This is a genomic window from Acidovorax sp. GBBC 1281, assembly GCF_028473645.1.
Taxonomy (GTDB): Bacteria; Pseudomonadota; Gammaproteobacteria; order Burkholderiales; family Burkholderiaceae_C; genus Paracidovorax.
Genome location: NZ_CP097269.1, coordinates 1,151,378 through 1,168,799, shown reverse-complemented (window position 1 = coordinate 1,168,799; position 17,422 = coordinate 1,151,378). Strand labels below are relative to the sequence as shown.

16 protein-coding genes are annotated in these 17,422 nt (G+C 68.5%); 8 read left to right on the top strand and 8 right to left on the bottom strand.

Going from position 1 to position 17,422, the window contains the following annotated elements; all coding sequences use genetic code 11:
- Positions 1 to 138: 138 nt before the first annotated feature.
- Positions 139 to 1,014, bottom strand: coding sequence for a DMT family transporter (locus M5C96_RS05275; RefSeq protein WP_272569612.1), 876 nt, complete (start codon positions 1,012 to 1,014; stop codon positions 139 to 141).
- 441 nt (positions 1,015 to 1,455) lie between these two features.
- Here M5C96_RS05275 and M5C96_RS05270 point away from each other — a divergent pair, with 441 nt between their 5' ends.
- Positions 1,456 to 2,349, top strand: a complete 894-nt coding sequence (locus tag M5C96_RS05270; RefSeq protein WP_272569610.1) for a DUF6402 family protein — start codon at positions 1,456 to 1,458, stop codon at positions 2,347 to 2,349.
- A gap of 15 nt (positions 2,350 to 2,364) precedes the next feature.
- A complete protein-coding gene (locus tag M5C96_RS05265) occupies positions 2,365 to 2,751 on the top strand; it encodes a hypothetical protein (RefSeq protein WP_272567666.1) in 387 nt (128 codons plus the stop codon).
- Between the two features lie 93 nt (positions 2,752 to 2,844).
- Here the strand turns inward: M5C96_RS05265 and M5C96_RS05260 are convergent, their stop codons facing one another.
- The 6 genes from M5C96_RS05260 to M5C96_RS05235 all read right to left on the bottom strand — a co-directional run bounded on the left by M5C96_RS05260 (position 2,845) and on the right by M5C96_RS05235 (position 9,347).
- Positions 2,845 to 4,356 carry a tripartite tricarboxylate transporter permease gene (locus M5C96_RS05260; RefSeq protein ID WP_272567665.1) on the bottom strand — a complete coding sequence of 504 codons (1,512 nt, stop codon included), beginning with the start codon at positions 4,354 to 4,356 and terminating at the stop codon, positions 2,845 to 2,847.
- 18 nt (positions 4,357 to 4,374) lie between these two features.
- Positions 4,375 to 4,863, bottom strand: a complete 489-nt coding sequence (locus tag M5C96_RS05255) for a tripartite tricarboxylate transporter TctB family protein (protein ID WP_272567663.1) — start codon at positions 4,861 to 4,863, stop codon at positions 4,375 to 4,377.
- Between the two features lie 230 nt (positions 4,864 to 5,093).
- A complete protein-coding gene (locus tag M5C96_RS05250) occupies positions 5,094 to 6,887 on the bottom strand; it encodes a GspE/PulE family protein (protein ID WP_272567661.1) in 1,794 nt (597 codons plus the stop codon).
- Positions 6,888 to 6,980: 93 nt separating this feature from the next.
- Positions 6,981 to 7,763, bottom strand: a complete 783-nt coding sequence (locus M5C96_RS05245) for a spermidine synthase (RefSeq protein WP_372588158.1) — start codon at positions 7,761 to 7,763, stop codon at positions 6,981 to 6,983.
- Positions 7,750 to 8,346: a DNA-deoxyinosine glycosylase gene (locus M5C96_RS05240; protein ID WP_272567657.1), complete on the bottom strand. Its 597-nt coding sequence runs from the start codon at positions 8,344 to 8,346 to the stop codon at positions 7,750 to 7,752. The genes M5C96_RS05245 and M5C96_RS05240 overlap by 14 nt, the downstream gene beginning before the upstream one ends.
- A gap of 164 nt (positions 8,347 to 8,510) precedes the next feature.
- The gene (locus tag M5C96_RS05235) at positions 8,511 to 9,347 is read right to left on the bottom strand and encodes a TatD family hydrolase (RefSeq protein ID WP_272567655.1); all 837 of its coding nucleotides are present in this window, start codon (positions 9,345 to 9,347) and stop codon (positions 8,511 to 8,513) included.
- A gap of 147 nt (positions 9,348 to 9,494) precedes the next feature.
- Between M5C96_RS05235 and M5C96_RS05230 the strand changes: the two genes are divergently transcribed.
- The 5 genes from M5C96_RS05230 to M5C96_RS05210 all read left to right on the top strand — a co-directional run bounded on the left by M5C96_RS05230 (position 9,495) and on the right by M5C96_RS05210 (position 14,789).
- Positions 9,495 to 10,478, top strand: coding sequence for a S1C family serine protease (locus tag M5C96_RS05230; protein ID WP_272567653.1), 984 nt, complete (start codon positions 9,495 to 9,497; stop codon positions 10,476 to 10,478).
- A gap of 213 nt (positions 10,479 to 10,691) precedes the next feature.
- Positions 10,692 to 11,714, top strand: a complete 1,023-nt coding sequence (locus M5C96_RS05225; RefSeq protein ID WP_272567651.1) for an AAA family ATPase — start codon at positions 10,692 to 10,694, stop codon at positions 11,712 to 11,714.
- Positions 11,695 to 12,750 (top strand): DUF58 domain-containing protein, encoded by a 1,056-nt coding sequence (locus M5C96_RS05220; protein ID WP_272567650.1) that lies wholly within the window; start codon positions 11,695 to 11,697, stop codon positions 12,748 to 12,750. Before M5C96_RS05225 ends, M5C96_RS05220 begins: the two co-directional genes overlap by 20 nt.
- A gap of 26 nt (positions 12,751 to 12,776) precedes the next feature.
- On the top strand, positions 12,777 to 13,820 hold the full coding sequence (locus tag M5C96_RS05215; protein ID WP_272567648.1) for a VWA domain-containing protein: 1,044 nt from the start codon (positions 12,777 to 12,779) through the stop codon (positions 13,818 to 13,820).
- A gap of 222 nt (positions 13,821 to 14,042) precedes the next feature.
- Positions 14,043 to 14,789 (top strand): hypothetical protein, encoded by a 747-nt coding sequence (locus tag M5C96_RS05210; RefSeq protein ID WP_272567647.1) that lies wholly within the window; start codon positions 14,043 to 14,045, stop codon positions 14,787 to 14,789.
- 172 nt (positions 14,790 to 14,961) lie between these two features.
- Here M5C96_RS05210 and M5C96_RS05205 read toward each other — a convergent pair whose 3' ends face one another.
- Positions 14,962 to 15,753, bottom strand: a complete 792-nt coding sequence (locus M5C96_RS05205) for a Nif3-like dinuclear metal center hexameric protein (protein ID WP_272567645.1) — start codon at positions 15,751 to 15,753, stop codon at positions 14,962 to 14,964.
- Positions 15,754 to 16,008: 255 nt separating this feature from the next.
- Between M5C96_RS05205 and M5C96_RS05200 the strand changes: the two genes are divergently transcribed.
- Positions 16,009 to 17,265: a cysteine dioxygenase gene (locus tag M5C96_RS05200; RefSeq protein ID WP_272567643.1), complete on the top strand. Its 1,257-nt coding sequence runs from the start codon at positions 16,009 to 16,011 to the stop codon at positions 17,263 to 17,265.
- Positions 17,266 to 17,422: the final 157 nt, after the last annotated feature.

The following is a 17,422-nucleotide window of genomic DNA, read 5'->3' as shown; positions in this document are numbered from 1 at the left end:
CGTTGCGAATCACAAAAAGAGGCGCCGCACGCGCCCTGCTCCCGGTGCGCCAGCGATCGAAGGACCATGATACGAAGCGCCGCGCGCCAGCGCCGGGCAAGGGGAATGCCCGGCGCCAGGCACCGGCCCGGCAAGGAGTCAGCCCGCGGGCTTGCGCGCCGCCATGCGGGTGAAGACGAAGATGCCCGTGAGCACCAGCGCCGTGCCCGACGCCACCCACAGCGTGAACGGCTCGTCCAGCAGCCACACCCCCATCAGGATCGTGGACAGCGGCCCCACCATGCCGGCCTGCGCGGCCAGGCCCGCGCCCACTCGCTCGATGGCCATCATCACCAGCAGCACCGGCACCGCCGTGCACAGCGTGGCGTTCAACAGCGACAGCCACAGCACCTCGGGCGCCACCACCGCCGCGCCCAGCGGCCGCAGCACCGCGAACTGCAGCAGGCAGCACACGCAGGCCACCGTGGTCGCCAGGCCCACCAGGCGCAGCGAGCCGATGCGCTTGACCATCTCGCCGCTGTACACCAGGTAGACCGCATAGCTCACGGCCGACAGGAACACCAGCAGCACCCCCCAGGCCACGTACGCGCCCTGCAGGCCCGCCTCGTGCCCGAACACCAGCACCACACCGCAGTAACTGATCGCCATGCCCAGCATCTGCCCCCAGCGGATGCTGCGGCGATACAGCACCCAGCCCAGCACCACCACCAGGGTGGGGTTGAGGTACAGGATCAGCCGCTCCAGGCTGGCGCTGATGTACGCCAGCCCGGCGAAGTCGAGAAAGCTCGCCAGGTAGTAGCCCGTGAACCCCAGCCAGGCCACGCCCGCCCAGTCGCGGCGCGTGAGTGGCGCCTTGCCCCGGCTGGCCCACCACGCCATGGCCGCGAAGATCGGCAGCGCGAACAGCATGCGGTACATGATGAGCGTGACCGCGTCCACGCCGTGGCGATAGGCCAGCTTGACGATGATGGCCTTGCCGCTGAAGGCGATGGCACCGACCAGGGCCAGGGCCATGCCGGCGGCCACACCGGCATTCGGCGTGGGCAAAGGCCCCGAGGGCTGCACTGGAACGGAAGCGGACGCTTCGACGGCAGGGGCCGTGGAACGCGCGGTATCGGGGGGTGTGGACTGCTGCATGGATTCGGCGGGTTGGGCAGCCCGGTGCGTTGGCCGGGTGCGCATTCATTCAGTGTCGCATGCAGGTGGCCGCACAGCCATCGGCCCTGTGCGCGGCCCGCCCCGCGATCGGCGATACCGGCGAAATCGCAGTGCCTTGCGGCGGCATTGCGGGCGGTGCGGGATGGCTCCGCGAAGCACAACGATCATTTGCTGAACGGTTACGCCCTGCAACCAATCCATACAGCGACGGCCGGGGGATCAAGCCATTTCTTCGCCATAATTCGCCCCGTTCACGCAAGCCTCAGCGTGACTGAAAAACAAATTGAGTCAGGGTCAATGGTCGATCTTCTGAAGGCACCGCAGGAAGCCCTGCGGTCCGTGCTCGGGCGCAAGAATGCGCCGCAATATGCCACCCGCCTGTTCCAGTTGCGGGACATTCCATCGGTGATGCGCTCGCGCTTGGGGTGGCCGGTGGCGGCGGCGTTGATGGAGCGGTGGTTCAACGGGGCCGCATACCAGATGACAAAGGAAATGAAATTCAGTGAACCCCCCAGTCGTCTGAGCCAACTCCCCGCTCCGCATCTCGACGAGAGCACCGTCATGATGGAATGGGCATTAGGTTTCGCACGGGTGCAGGCAGCCATGGCCAGTTTGCGATCGAAATGGGCAAGCCCTGCAGGCATTGCCCAACTGAAAGATCGAGTGGATCGCCAAAGCAGAGGGCGCCAGGACCAGTGCTGGCGTTTAGGCAATCTCGCGCAGCCGGCCAAAACCCTGGAGGACACGTGTCAAGTCAACTACCTGTCGTTTGGTCGATGGAGTGATCCCATGGACGACTTCTATGGCGCGATGGGAGAAGCACAAATGAATGTGGCTGTATCGGGCACCGTTTTCCCCCAGGGACTGGGCAAAGCCAAAGTGGAAATCGAAGAGCTTGGCTTTTATTTGCGTGATGCCTATGACTTCAACGACGGCAGCAATTTCATCTCCCAGCCATTAGGCTGCTGGGGTTTCAGCGGCGTGGAGTGTGGTGTCAGCACGCGGCTGAACATACCCGTTGATGACGCCGTTGTGAATGAACCTCTCAGCACTGTGCAAGGGTACAAGTACATCGTGCAGAACAAGGATTTTCGCCAATGGCGACGGAAAAATCATCGAGGTGGAGACTTCATGGTGCTGTCGAATGTGCACAGGGTTCGACTGGCCTTCCCGCTGAAATTCCAGTGGTGAAGTGAGGTACGCGGAATGAAAAAATATCGGGCTCTTCTAAAACGGGCTGCTCTCGCGATTGCCTTGATCGTTGGGGGCTGGTACTTCGTTACTCCAACCTACGATCGAAGTCACTACAGCCCCCGCCGTGTGTACCGGTTGGACTACTACGAAGCTTCCTGGCTTCAACGTTTAACGCACATGGACATGCGTTATCCCCACGTGATTCGTCTTTATCGCGTCGAGCCGAGAACACTGTTGGGCACCAGCGATGTAGTGGACCTCTGGATCAACGGCCAGTTGTATTGGTACCTCAACCCGCCCATGAACAAGGTGCGTGTAGGGCGCGACGTGGTGTTCGAGAACATTCCGCCGGAGTGCGCTGACTGTCCACCGCTGACCGATGCCGAAATCATGCCCTGAGCCTCGCACCCTCCTCCCGACAGGCCCCCCAAAGAAAAACGGCACCCGAAGGTGCCGTTTTTCTCAATCGTGAAAGGGTACCCAGCCGGGACGTCAGTCCTCGACGAAGGCTTCCTCGCGCTTGTTCTTCACGGCTGGCAGCAGCACGATGATGAGCAGCAGCACGGCGGCAGCCAGCAGGCCGGCGGAGATGGGGCGCGTGACGAACACGCTCCAGTCGCCGCGCGACAGCAGCAGGGCGCGGCGCAGGTTTTCTTCCATCATCGGGCCCAGGATGAACCCGAGCAGCAGCGGCGCGGGTTCGGTGCCCAGCTTGTGGAACAGGTAGCCGATGAAGCCGAAGATACCGACCAGCCACACGTCGAACGTGTTGTTGTTCGTGCCGTACACGCCCACCGCGCAGAACAGCACGATGGAGGGGAACAGCCAGCGGTAAGGCACGGTCAGCAGCTTGATCCACAGGCCGATCAGCGGCAGGTTCAGGATGATCAGCATCGCGTTGCCGAGCCACATCGAGGCGATCAGGCCCCAGAAGAGTTCGGGGTTGCTCGTCATCACCTGGGGGCCAGGCTGGATGTTGTGGATCGTCATGGCACCCACCATCAGCGCCATCACGGCGTTGGGCGGAATGCCCAGCGTCAGCAGCGGGATGAAGGAGGTCTGCGCGCCGGCGTTGTTGGCCGACTCGGGGGCCGCCACACCGCGGATGTTGCCCTTGCCGAAAGGAACTTCGCCGGGTTGCAGCTTGGTCTTCTTTTCGATGGTGTAGGCCGCGAAGGCCGCCAGCAGCGCGCCGCCGCCGGGCAGGATGCCCAGGGCCGAGCCGAGGGCCGTGCCGCGCAGCACGGCGGGGATCATGCGCTTGAAGTCTTCCTTGGTCGGCAGGAGGCCGTGCACCTTGGCGGTGAACACCTCGCGGTCGTCTTCGGGCTTGGACAGGTTGGCGATGATTTCGCCGTAGCCGAACACGCCCATGGCGATCACGACGAAGTTGATGCCGTCGGTCAGTTCAGGGATATCGAAGCTGTAGCGGGCGACGCCCGAGTTCACGTCGGTGCCCACCAGGCCCAGCAGCAGGCCCAGCACGATCATGGCGACCGCCTTGAGCAGCGAGCCCGAGGCCAGCACCACGGCGCCGATCAGGCCCAGCACCATCAGCGAGAAGTATTCGGCGGGGCCGAACTTGAAGGCGACTTCGGTCAGCGGTGGCGCGAAGGCGGCCAGGATCAGCGTGCCCACGCAGCCGGCGAAGAACGAGCCCAGGCCGGCGGCCGCCAGCGCGGGACCCGCCCGGCCCTTGCGCGCCATCTGGTAGCCGTCGATCACGGTCACCACCGAGGACGATTCGCCCGGCAGGTTCACCAGGATGGCGGTGGTCGATCCGCCGTATTGCGCGCCGTAGTAGATGCCGGCCAGCATGATCAGCGCGGCCACCGGGGGCAGCGCATACGTGGCGGGCAGCAGCATGGCGATGGTGGCCACGGGCCCGATGCCCGGCAGCACGCCGATCAGCGTGCCCAGCAGGCAGCCGATGAAGCAGTAGATGAGGTTCTGAAACGTGAAGGCGACGCCGAAGCCGGTCGCCAGGTTGTCAAACAATTCCATGGTTTTCGATGCTCCTGCTCAACCCGAAATGAAACTGGGCCACACAGGGAACTGCAGCTTCAGCGCCCACACGAAAGCCACGTAGCTGCCCACCGCCAGGACCGTGGCGAGGATGAACACCTCCTTGGCACTGAAGGTGTCGCCGGCCAAGCTGGCGATGAACACCAGCGCGTAGATCGCGACGATCAGGCCCATGGCCGGCACGCCGAACGAGGGCAAGCCCGCCAGCAGCACGCCGAACGCGAAGTTCGAGGCCAGGATGAAGAACAGCTGCTTCCACGCCCACTTGCCGATCTTGTCGCCATCCACGCTCTCCACCACCGTGGCGTAGAACGTGATCGCCACGCCGAGGATGGCGAGGATGATGCCGAGAATCAGGGGGAAGTAGCCGGGGCCCATGCGGGCGCCGTTGCCGATGTTGTAGTTGGAGGCACCGACCGCGAAGGCCACGCCCACACCCATGAACATGAGGCCCGAAAAGAAATCTTTCTGGCTCTTGATTTTCACGAAAACGTCTCCTTACAAGAACTTGACGGGCGATTGTGCAGTCCGGTCCACTCGGGATCGATGTGGATTCCACCTATCCAGCGCCTAGGGAAAACCGCAGGGTGGCGCCTCGGAAAAAGCCGCGCCGGCGCGCTACTGCAGAGCGTCCGCAGGCGGTGGATGAAGGGCCCGGCACAGCTCGGACAACGCGCGCGCAGCCGGCCCCCGGGGGGCGCGCCCGGCGGCGCGGTCTACTCCATCGGCGGCGTGGCCGCGATCACTTCTTCCAGCGTGGTGATGCCTTCGGCCACGCGCAGCGCGCCGGCCAGGCGCAGCGGGCGCATGCCGTCCTGCACGGCCTGGCGGCGCAGCACGTCGATGGAGGGCGCCTGGTTGATGCGGTCCTTGAGCGCCTCGCTCACGGTGAGCAGCTCGTACAGGCCCATGCGGCCATGGAAGCCCGTCATGCGGCAGTCCACGCAGCCCACGGGCTTGTAGGGCTGGTAGCCGCCGTTGAGCTTCCACGGCTTGACCACGACGGCCAGCGCCTCGGCCGAGGCCGCCTCGTCCTTTTGCTTGCACTGCTTGCACAGCGTGCGCACCAGCCGCTGCGCCAGGATGCCCAGCAGCGTGGCGTTGATGAGGTAGGGCGGCACGCCCAGCTCCATGAGCCGCGTGACGGCGCTGGGCGCATCGTTGGTGTGCAGCGTGCTGAACACGAGGTGGCCGGTGAGCGCGGCCTGCACGGCCATGTCGGCGGTGGCGAGGTCGCGGATCTCGCCCACCATGATGATGTCCGGGTCCTGCCGCATCAGCGCGCGCAGGCCTTCGGCGAAGTTGAAATCGAGCTGCGGCTGCACCTGGGTCTGGTTGAAGCTGGGCTCGATCATTTCGATCGGGTCTTCCACCGTGCTCACGTTGACCTCCTCGGTCGCCACGCGCTTGAGCGTGGAGTACAGCGTGGTGGTCTTGCCCGAGCCCGTGGGCCCCGTCACCAGGATGATGCCGTGCGGGCGCTTGACCAGCGCCTCCCAGCGCGTGGCGTCGTGCTGCGCGAAGCCCAGCGCGTCCAGGTCCTTGACGGCGTTGTCGGGGTCGAAGATGCGCATCACCATCTTCTCGCCGAAGGCCGTGGGCAGCGTGGACAGGCGCATTTCCACCTCGTCGCCGCGCGGGTTGCGGGTCTTGATGCGGCCGTCCTGCGGGCGGCGCTTTTCCACCACGTCCATGCGCCCGAGCAGCTTCACGCGCGAGACCATCGCGTTGAGCACGCCCATGGGCATCTGGTAGACCGGGTGCAGCACGCCGTCGATGCGAAAGCGGATCACGCCCTGCTCGCGGCGCGGCTCCAGGTGGATGTCGCTCGCGCGCTGGTCGAAGGCGTACTGCCACAGCCAGTCCACCACCTTGACCACGCCCTGGTCGTTGGCATCGAGCTGCTTGTTGCTCTTGCCCAGTTCCACCAGTTGCTCGAAGCTGCTGCCCGCCGAGGCCCCGCCGGCCTTCTGCGCGGCGCGCACCGACTTGGCCAGCGCGAAGAACTCGGCGGTGAAGCGCTGGATGTCCTGCGGGTTGGCGACCACGCGGCGCACCGAGCGGCGCGCCTGGCGCTCCACCTCGGCCACCCAGTCGTCGATGAAGGGTTCGGCCGTGGCGATCACCACCTCCTTGGGCGTGACCTGCACGGGCAGCACCTTGTGGCGCTCGGCGTAGCTGGCGCTCATGGTGTCGGCCACGCGGCCCACATCCACCTTCAGCGGGTCGATGCGCAGGTAGGCCAGGCCGCTGCGCTGCGCCAGGTACTGCGTGAGCGCCTCGGCATCGAGCGGGCGGCCGTCGCTCGCGCGGGCCATCGCCACGTTGGCCAGGCGCACCAGCGGGTGCTGGCGGCTTTCGGCCTGCGAGCAGCGGGCGATGGTGCGCGCGGCCTCCTCGGCCGAGATCACGCCGTCGGCCCGCAGCCAGTCCACCAGCCGGCGCCACTCCAGCGGCCCGGTATAGGCAGGGGGCTTCGTCGGGGTGTCGGTGGGGGTGGCGGTGCTCATGGGCGGGCCTCGTTCAAAGGAGAGGAAGGGCGAGCGCAGCGGTACGGCGGCTACAGCAGCACGCACCACGGTGGAAGGCCGAAGCGGCCCGCGTCATGCGGCCACCGGCTTGAAAACGCGCGCCCACTTGGTGGCCGGCAGGTCCCAGCGGGCCTGCACGGCCTCGGCGCGCGCGAGCAGGTCGGCGCGCTTGGGCCGCGTGGGCGTGCGCTGCGCCAGCACCACGGTGTTGCCTTCGCGCGTGGGCTTGAAGGCCCACAGTGCGTCGGCGCCGAAGGCCTCGGCCATCTTGCCCAGGCTGCGCTCGTAGCTGGAGGCGCGGCCGAACAGGTTGACGGTCATGGCGCCGTCCTCGGACAGCAACGCGCGGCAGTCGGCATAGAAGGCGGCGCTGTCGAGCACGGGCGCGGCGGCGTCGTGGTCGTACAGGTCCACCTGCAGGGCATCGACCGTGCCCAGCCACATCGGGTCGCGGATCTCCGCGGCGGCATCGCCCAGGATCACACGCAGCTTGGGGCCGTCAGGCGGCAGCTTGAACCAGGCGCGGCACACGGCCAGCACCTGAGGGTTGAGCTCGATGGCGGTGGCGCACATGCGCAGCTTCTTGTGGCAGAACTTGGTGAGGGCGCCGGCCCCCAGGCCCAGTTGCATCGCATGGCGCTTGGTGACGCTGGCGGGCTCGACGAAGAGCAGCCAGGCCATCATGCGCTGCACGTATTCCAGTTCGAGCTCGAACGGCTCGGCCACACGCATGGAGCCCTGGATCCACGGCGTGCCCAGGTGCAGGTGGCGCACCTCGCCATCGTCGGAGACGCTCACTTCGGGCAGGGCTTCGCTGTCGTTTTTCTTGCGGGTCAAATCGTCACACCAATCCATAAGTGCCCAGGGCGGCGGCCCAGGCGTTCAGTTTCTTGTCGAAGCTCCACGAGGCGTTGGCCGGGCTGGTGGAAGGCAGCCGCAGGGACTGCACGCCGCCCTCCAGCAGCGCGGGCGGCAGCCCCAGGTGGGCGCGCACGGCCTTGGCGTGCCGGAAGCTCTCCCCGCCATTGTGGGCGATGGCGGCCAGGCGGGGGCACTGCGCCCGCAGCGCCCGGAAATCGTTCACCACGGCGTTGCGGATGTCGGTGTCCAGGCTGCCCTCGCGCTCGCAGGCGGCGTACACGTCCCACAGGCCCAGGCCCCGGTCCAGCAGCCAGGCGCAGCGCCCGGCGTAGTCGTCCCGCCCGGGCAGCACGGGCTGCGGCCACAGTGCCTGCAGGATGCGCCAGAAGTGGTTCTGCGGGTGCCCGTAATACTGCCCCGCGCGCAGCGAGGCCGCGCCGGGAAAGCTGCCGAGCACCAGCACCACGGTGCGCGGCGAGACGACCGGCGCCAGCCCGACAAGACGCGGGGCCGCCGCCGGCACCGGACCGGAAGGAGGGGGGAACCAGGGCTCAGGCGGATCGGAGGCGGAATCCATGGCGGCCATCATCGGGGGACATTGGGGAGAAAAAGAGGGGAACGGGGAATCGGCGGGCCCCGCGGTGTCGTGAGACCGGGCCGGGGCGCACGGCGAAGCTGCGGATTACTATCAATATCATAGCAACATGCCCTAGTACCAATTGCACTGGCGGCCAAAAAGGCTCAGATCGCCAGCAGCGCCCCCAGCCGCGGCAGCGCCGCACAGGCGTTGGCCCGCGTGGCCTGCGCCAGCTCCGCCACCGGCATGCCGCGCAGCCCAGCCACCACATCGGCGATGCGGGGCAGCTCGCCCGGCGCGTTGCGCGCGGGCGGTGCGCCGGCGGCCCGCTGGGCGGCGGTCACATAGAGCCAATGCGGGGGAATGTCGGGGGCATCGGTCTCCAGCACCAGCGATTCGAGCGGCAACTCCGCCGCCAGCCGGCGCAGCTGCAGCGCGCGCTCGAACGTGACCGCCCCGCCGAAGCCGAGCTTGAAGCCCATGGCGATGAACGCCTGGGCCTGCTGCAGGCTGCCGTTGAAGGCATGGGCGATGCCGCCGCGCACCGGCCGCTCGCGCAGGCCCTTGAGCACCTTGTCCGACGAACGCCGCACGTGCAGGATCACCGGCAGGTCGAAGCGCTGCGCCAGCTGCAGTTGCGCCCGGTAAAAGCGCTCCTGCCGCGGGCCGTCCAGCGTGGGCACGAAGTAATCGAGGCCGATTTCGCCGATGGCGACCAGACGCGGGTCGGCGTGGTGGGTCTGCAGCGCCCCGGCCAGCGTGTCCACGTCGCCATCGCCCGCGCGGCCGGTGAACAGCGGGTGGATGCCGAGCGCGTAGCTGTCGCCATGCTGGTGCGCCAGGCGGCGCACGGCGTCCAGGTTGCCCAGTTCCACCGCCGGCAGCACGCAGTGCATGACACCGGCGCGCGCAGCTTCGGTGCGGACCTGGGCCAGGTGCGCGGGCCCGGCATGCGCCTCGAACTCGTCCAGATGGCAGTGGGTGTCGATCCAGGTGTGCATGCGCGGATGATGCCCGAGGCAGCTGGCCCTGCGGGCGCCATGGCCCGCGCCGATACGCCCTGTCACATGCGCGGCGGGCTTTTCCGTGCTACCGTGAACGCTCCGCCGCCGCCCGCCCGTGGCGCGCCCGCTTCCAGAGGTGTCAGCATGCCCAGGCCACCCCGCTACAGCAGCTCCCGCTCCGACCGCCGCAACGCCCCCGAGGCGGCACCGCACCCGGCCGCACCGCGTGGCCAGGCCGGCGCCGCGCCACGCCCCGGCGCCGGGCGCACCGCCGAAGCCGCGCAGGCGCCCGAGACCTTTTCTGCCACGGCCGCCCCCACCGGCGATCGCCCCGTGCGCGTGGCCCCACGCCCGCACCAGCGCGCCCTGTGGGCCGCCATCGCCCTGCTGTCGGTGCTGCTGGCCGCCAGCGTCTGGATGGGCAAGCGCCCGTCCGCCCCGCCCCTCACGCAAAAGGACATCGACGCCGCCGTGCTGCGCACGCTGGAGACGCAGCCCCTGCCCGCGGCCACGGCGCGCGCGGTGCAGACCATCGCGCCCTCGGTGGTGCGCGTGGTGGGCTACGCCCGCACCAAGAAGGGCAAGGAGGTCGAGCGCGGCATCGGCACCGGCGTGGTGATCCTGGACAAGGGCGTCATCCTCACCAACCTGCACGTGGTGCAGGGCACCACGCGCGTGCAGATCACGTTCTCCGACGGCATGGAGGCCGGCGCCAGCGTCACCGGCGTGCAGCCCGAGAACGACCTGGCGGTGCTGCAGGCCCACAAGATTCCCGACGACCTGGTGGCCGCCCCGCTGCGCTCCACGCAGAACCTGCGCCCGGGCGACCCGGTGGTGGCGGTGGGCTTTCCGTTCGGCATCGGGCCCTCGGCCTCGGCCGGCGTGGTGTCGGGGCTGGAGCGCGAGTTCGACTCGCCCGAGGGCAAGCGCGAGCTGCAGCACCTGATCCAGTTCGACGCCGCGGCCAACCCCGGCAACTCCGGCGGGCCGCTGGTCACGCTCGACGGCGAGGTGGTCGGCATCGTCACCGCCATCCTCAACCCCACGCCCGCGCGCACCTTCATCGGCATCGGCTTCGCCGTGCCCATCGAGAACGCGGCGGCCGCCGTCGGCATGCCGCCGTTCTGAAGATGAACACCCCCTTGAGCGGCTGCGCCGCTTCCCCCGGCTATCGCAGCGCTGCGCACTGCGGACAGGGGGACGACGCCAGCGCGGCGGGGCGGCCCTTGGGCGGCGTCTGCTGGCGCGGCCTGCTCCGCGGCCTTCGGAAGGGACAGCGCCCGCCAGTGCATGGGCCTTTGCACTTGCCGCCTCCTCGATAACGCATCAAAAAGGACAGCCATGGAACACGCCACACCGCACACCGCCACGCTGATGGAGCAGATCCTCTACGAGGTCAAGCGCGTCGTGGTGGGGCAGGACCGCTTCCTGGAGCGCGTGATGGTGGCCATGCTGTCGCAGGGTCACCTGCTGGTCGAGGGCGTGCCCGGCCTGGCCAAGACGCTCACCGTCAAGACCCTGGCCAGCACCGTGCAGGGCCAGTTCAAGCGCATCCAGTTCACGCCCGACTTGGTGCCCGCCGACCTGGTGGGCACGCGCATGTACAACCAGCGCACGGGCGAGTTCAGCACCACACGCGGCCCGGTGTTCACCAACCTGCTGCTGGCCGACGAAATCAACCGCGCGCCCGCCAAGGTGCAGAGCGCGCTGCTGGAGGTGATGCAGGAGCGCCAGGTGACCATCGCGGGCGAGACGCACCGCGTGCCCGAGCCCTTTCTGGTGATGGCCACGCAGAACCCCATCGAGACCGAGGGCACCTACGCGCTGCCCGAGGCGCAGGTGGACCGCTTCATGATGAAGGTGCTCGTTGGCTACCCGAGCGAAGAGGAAGAGTTCGTGATCGCCCAGCGCGCCCTGGCGCCCGCCGTGCAGGTGGCCGCCGTGGCCACCACCGGCCAGCTCGCCGCGCTGCAGGCCGAGTGCCGCACGGTCTACGTGGACCCGTCGCTGCTGCAGTACGCCGTGCGCCTGGTGGCCGCCACGCGCGCGCCGGCCCAGTACGGCCTGCCCGGCCTGGCCCCGCGCATCGCCTGCGGCGCCAGCCCCCGCGCCACCATCCACCTGGCCGAGGGCGCGCGGGCCCTGGCCATGCTGCGCGGGCGCGCCTACGTGCTGCCCGAGGACATGGCCGACCTCGCGCCCGACGTGCTGCGCCACCGCATCACGCTGTCGTACGAGGCGCTGTCGGACGGGCTGGACGCCGACGCCCTGATCGGCCAGCTCATGGCCCATCTGCCCGCGCCGCCCCGGCCGCTGCACCACGACGCCCAGGACGGGGCCCGCCATGAGCCGCAGCGCGCCTGACGCCGCCCCGCCGGCCGCTAGCGCAGCGGCGGCGCTGCCCGGCCAGGCCGAGCGGCTGCTGCGCCAGCTCGAGTGGAAGGTGATCCGCCGGCTCGACGGCCTGCTGCAGGGCGACTACCGCACGCTGCTGCGCGGCGGCGGGCTGGACCTGGCCGACCTGCGCGAGTACCAGCCGCACGACGACGTGCGCCACATCGATTGGAACGTGACCGCGCGGCTCGCCGTGCCGCACGTGCGCGTGTTCTCCGAAGACCGCGAGATGGCCGCGTGGTTTTTGCTGGACCTGAGCCCGTCGCTGGACTTCGGCCCGCCGGGGCAGGCCAAGCGCGACCTCCTGGCCGGCTTCGTGGCCGTGCTGGCGCGCCTGCTCACGCGCCACGGCAACCGCGTGGGCGCCATGCTGTACGGCGCGGGTGCCGCGGCCTCGGCCTCCCCTGCGCCCGCCGGCGCGGGACGGGCTCCGGGCGTGGACGCCATCCTGCCGCCGCGCGCCAGCCGCGCCCATGTGCTGCACCTGCTGCACCGCCTGCTGCAGGTGCCCGGGCCCGCTGCGGCGCCGCCCGGCGCCACCGACCTGTCGCACCTGCTGGGCACGGCCCTGGGCACCGTGCGGCGGCGCTCGGCGGTGTTCGTGGTGTCGGACTTCATCACCGCGCCCGGCTGGGAAAAGCCCCTGGCCCAGCTCGCGCAGCGCCACGACGTCGTCGCCGTGCGCCTGCTCGACCCGCTGGAGCTGGAACTGCCCGACGTGGGCCTGGTTACCCTGCGCGACCCCGAGACCGGCGACCAGCTGCAGGTGGACACGCGCGACAAGGCCTTTCGCCACCGCTTCGCCCGCCTGGCCGCACAACGCGAGGCCGCCCTGCGCGAATCGCTCGCGCGGGCCGGGGCCGACACGCTGGAGCTGGCCACCGGCGACGACCTGCTGGACGCCCTGGTGCGCTTCATGGAGTTGCGCGGCCGCCAGCCGGCCAAGCCCGCCTACCGCGCCCCGGCCTCCCCCACCGTCGCGGGCGCTGCCGCCCGGGCCGCGTAGACAAAAAAAGTAGGAGCCACCGCACCATGGTCTTTCTCTGGCCCACGTTCCTCTGGCTGCTGATCGCGCTGCCGGTGCTGGTGCTGTTCTACGTGTGGCTGCTGCGCCGGCGCCGGGCCACCGCCCTGCACTACCCCAGCCTCGCGCTGGTGCGCGAGGCCCTGGGCGCGCGCACGACCTGGCGGCGCCATGTGCCGCCCGCCCTGTTCCTGCTGGGGCTGGCCGCGCTGCTGCTGGCCGCGGCGCGCCCGCTGGCCGTCATCACCCTGCCCTCGCAGCAGCAGACCATCATGCTGGCCATGGACGTCTCGGGCAGCATGCGCGCCGCCGACGTGCTGCCCGACCGCATCACCGCCGCGCAGAACGCCGCCAAGGCCTTCATCGCCGACCTGCCGCGCCACGTGCGCGTGGGCGTGGTGGCGTTCGCCGGCAGCGCCCAGCTGGCGCAGCTGCCCACGCAGAACCACGAGGACCTGGTGAAAGCCATCGACAGCTTCCAGCTGCAGCGCGGCACGGCGACGGGCAACGGCATCCTGCTGTCGCTGGCCACGTTGTTCCCCGACTCGGGCATCGACATCGCCGCCCTGGGCGGGCGGCAGGCCATGCGCTCGCAACCCATCGACGAGGTGGGCCGGGCGCAGGGCAGGAAGCCGTTCACGCCCTTGGCGCCGGGCTCCTACACCTCGGCCGCCATCATCATGCTGACCGACGGCCAGCGCACCACGGGCGTGGACCCGCTCGAGGCCGCCCAGTGGGCCGCCGACCGCGGCGTGCGCGTGTATACCGTGGGCGTGGGCACGGTGGCCGGCGAGACGATCGGCTTCGAAGGCTGGTCCATGCGCGTGCGCCTGGACGAGGACACGCTCAAGGCCGTGGCCCTGCGCACCAACGCCGAATACTTCCACGCCGCCACGGCGGCCGACCTGCAGAAGGTGTACGAGACGCTCAGCTCGCGCCTCACGGTGGAGAAGAAGGAAACCGAGGTGTCCGCCCTGTTCGCGCTGGCCGGCGCGGTGTTCATGCTGCTGGCGGCGGCGCTGTCGGTGTGGTGGTACGGGCGGGTCATGTAGAAGGCGTCTGCTTTTGAGGGCAGGCCTGCCCGTTGAACGCACCGGTGTACCGATTAAAAGCATCGAGCTTCCACTTCGCGCTGACAAACGAATCTTCGCGTTTTTCCTCGGTGCAAATCACGCCTCTCGCAAAATGGACTGTTGCAGTCAACGATCAGGAGGTGCGTCATGGGCTTGTGCTTTTCGACATCGGGCAGTGGATCCAACCAGCATGGACCCAACATGGATTCGAGGACCCAGCATTTGCCTGCCGCGACTGATCGCAGTGCCCAGGCGCGCACAACGGGCCAAGGCGGCAGCCATTTGAGTGGATTGAGTCCCTATCGACAGGGCACCTCCAACGCAGAAACTTCCGCTTTTCAAAGGCAACGCACGGCGGTACTGTCTTCCGCGCAGCGCCTGAGCCCATCCGAAGCAAAAGCTGCAGTGACCGATGTCCTGAATTTCGTGCGGGACACTTACTACCGACCGAACCTGAAGTCCGGCAATAAGGTCAATGGAAACGGCGGGCCGGAAGAACAGGCCCGGCAGGAACAAGCCACGCTGGAGGTCGAACGCATGCGTGCCAAGCCTGATCCACTTCAGGCTGCCAAGCAAGGGAACGCCCATCAGTGCCAGGAATTGGCGCTTCTGGCAGTGCATCACCTTGAAGAACGTGGATTGGCTGCGCAGATTCTTGAACTCGGCGGCGATGACCAAAGTGTTGCCCATGACGTTGCCGTCATCGGTCGCGCATCGAACCCCTTGCCTGCAGACATGAGGACATGGCCTGCAGACGTGTACGTGTGCGATCCATGGAGCAACATCGCATGCAGCGCGAGGGACTACCCCGCAGAGTTCACCCGCAAGATGAAGAAGTGGGAGGATGACGGCAAGTTCGTTGGCTATGCACCCGCAGGCTTTGTCTTACCGACCGATCCGCGCTGGATGAACGACGTGCTGCACGGAGAAAAGGTGGTGGGCCAATGAGCTGTCTCGTACGAACTCCGGGGAAAGCGGCTTTGGCTGAGAAGCGCCTGCAAAGCCTGCGAAGCCGGTAGGCAGACCGATCTCATGAATGGAGTCGGCGACCATACCTTCCGCAGCCCTCCAGCACAATCAGTACTAGGGCATTCCGCTATCAATTAAATAGCAAATACCTTCACGCCGGGTTGTCGATCTCGATGAACCGGTGGGCAATGCCCAACTGCGCGGCCACCCGTTCGGCCACGGCGGGGGCGCCGTAGCGCTCGGTGGCATGGTGCCCCGCCGCGATGAAGGCCACGCCCGTCTCGCGCGCCAGGTGGGCCTGCGGCTCGGAGATCTCGCCGGTGACGAAGGCGTCGGCCCCGGCGGCGATCGCCCCCTCGAAATAGCCCTGCGCCCCGCCCGTGCACCAGGCCAGCCGCCGGATCGGGCGCGGCTCGGGCGCCACCAGCGTCACGGCGCGACCGAGCACGCTCTCCGCATGGCGGGCCAGGGCGTGCGCATCGGCGAACTGCGCGGGACCGGCGAAGCCCAGGTCCTGCTCGCCGAAGCGCGCATCGGCGGCTACGCCGAGCATGCGGCCCAGCTGCGCGTTGTTGCCCAGTTCAGCGTGCGCATCCAGCGGCAGGTGGTAGGCGAACAGGTTGATGTCGTGGGCCAGAAGGCGCTGCAGCCGCTGCTTCATCCAGCCCGTCACGCGGCCGTCCTGCCCGCGCCAGAACAGGCCGTGGTGCACGAAGATCGCATCGGCGCCGTCCTCGATGGCTGCATCGATCAGCGCCCGGCTGGCCGTGACGCCACTCACGATGCGCGCGATGCGCGCCTTGCCTTCGACCTGCAGGCCGTTGGGGCCGTAGTCCTTGAACCGCTCGGGCTGCAGCAGGGTGTCGAACGCGCGCTGCAGTTCGTGCCGGGAAACCCCGGGGGTGGAGTCGTGCGTGAAAGAAGGTACAAAAGAGGCCGTCATGCGGACCATTGTGGCAGGGCGAGCGCCAGGCCGGCGCGGTGCCGGACCGCAGACCGAAGAACTAAACACCGACGCACAGACCGCCAACCAGGCGGCGCCACGACAGGGAGGAAAACACCACCAGCACCGACACTTTCCGGGCCCCCGGAAGCCGTGCGCACGCATGCATCCATGCACGCGCGCCGCCGCCCCGCACGCCCGCACCGCCCCCATTCCGCCGCCCCACCCATCCCTACCATTCCGCCACGCCAAGCCATGCCCTCCGCACAGCCCGCCTCCACTGTCTCGCCGATCAAGCTCCACCTCGTCTCCCAGGACGCCTCCCAGGCCGATTTCCGGATCACCGGCCAGGGCACCGCCTCCGTGCGCCTGCCCGCCGATTCGGGCACCCGCTCGCTCACCATCGCCCTGCGGCCGGCAAAGCCCGGCAAGCACCCGGCCGGCGCCTGCGGCCTGACGGTGGATGCGGCCTGCGCCGTGCTCTGGGCCGAGAAGAACGGCGAGCGCTACGAGTTGGCCCGCAGCACCGTCCCGAAGGCCCTGCTGCAACCCTCGACGAACCAGTCGTACTGGCTCAGCCTGGACAGCAACAACCGGCGCCTGCGCTACGGCAAGGGCGAGATGCTGCTGCACCTGATGCAGCTGGAATACGCCTTCCCGGAAACCTCCGACCCGGTCGGCCTCGGCCTGCTCGCGCCCACGCTGCGGCACGTCGAGGTGCGCGGCGCGGGCGAGCACCCCCATCTGCTGCTGCGGCCCATCCCGGTCAACCTGGACCCGGCCCCGCGCGTCATCCGCCCGGACGAGATCACCCTGGACCTCATCGCGGAGAACACGGTCAGCGTGGCGCAGAACCTGCCCAAGGAATGCCAGCTGCTCTACGCCAATGTGGCGGGGCCGAACATCCGCCTGGAAACGCCGGACTTCCCGGAATTCGCCCAAGCCATCCAGTATTCGATCGTCACGCCGGGCAGGATGTGCTTCGAGCGGCTCAAGAAGAAGGCGGGCGGCGAAGGCGGCTTCAGCTACCTGCGCATCACGCTGGATGGCAACCTGGGCGACTCGCCGGGACAGCCCTACGTGCTGGAGGTCTGGCCGGCGGGCAGCCATTCGCCCATCCACGACCACGGGCAGGCCAACGCGATCATCAAGGTGCTGCACGGCCAGATCCTGATCGAGTGGTTCGGCACCCTCAGCCCGCAGGACGAAACCTCCTGGGGGCACATGCTCGCCCATGCGGGCGACGTCACCTTCCTCACGCCGCAGTACTACCAGATCCACCGGCTGAGCAATCCGTCGCCCCGGCCGGGCGGCGACTTCTGCGCCACCATCCAGTGCTACCGCTACGCCAACAAGGACCGCCAGCACTACGAGTACTTCGACTACATCGACGACAAGGAGCAGCGCATCGAACACTTCAAGCCCGACTCCGACTGGACCTACCGCGAATTCAAGCAGCTGATCCAGAAGGAATGGGCCGACGCGATGCACAGCCCGTCGCCCTCGGTCTGAGCGCGCGGCGCGGCCGCCGGCGCCATGGTGGAGAGGGGCCTGCATGACCGGCCCGAGTCATGGGAAGGATGCCGCAGGGGGCGCAGAGTCACCAAGGGGCCGCTCGAAGTGACCCGGCGCTCCCGAAGGCCCATCCCTTCAGCACGCCTGCCCCTGG